1 protein-coding gene and 1 pseudogene are annotated in these 412 nt (G+C 60.2%); both read right to left on the bottom strand.

What is annotated here, in order from left to right:
• Positions 1-154: pseudogene (locus ACYAS9_RS24235) on the bottom strand (EamA family transporter); the annotation flags it as partial.
• A gap of 174 nt (positions 155-328) precedes the next feature.
• Positions 329-412: IS3 family transposase (locus ACYAS9_RS24230; RefSeq protein ID WP_463570966.1), on the bottom strand; the 84-nt coding region annotated here is incomplete at its 5' end.

Genomic DNA, 412 nt, shown 5'->3' with positions numbered 1-412 from the left:
CGCCACCCAGCAGTTGCATCCCGCTCAGGCTCTGGTTCAACAGGGCCCAGCCGAGGATCAGGGTGGCGATCGGTTCGATGTTCATCACCGGGGCGTTCTGCGCCATGTTCAGGCGCGGTACGCAGACGAACAACAAGGTGAAGGCCATGCCATGACCCCCGGACGCTGACCCCCCGTAGGAGCGCGCTTGCCCGCGACCGGCTGCGTTAGCAGTCGTAAATTTTCAGCGTTTCCGAGATTTTGCGAGCGCTGCGCACTCGGTCGTCGGTATGCCGCCCAGGGCAAGCGCGCTCCTACAAGGTGATCTGACCCCAAAAAGTTGGACAGTCTATTGCCACACGCCCACCGAACGAGTCCTGAACTCCACAGGACTCAATCCGCCAAGCCTCACTTTTATCCGGTCATGATTGTA

The sequence above is a fragment of the Pseudomonas sp. HP_08 genome, from assembly GCF_055284095.1.
Note: the sequence above shows the minus strand (reverse complement) of the source record. Positions and strands in the feature narration are given on the sequence as shown.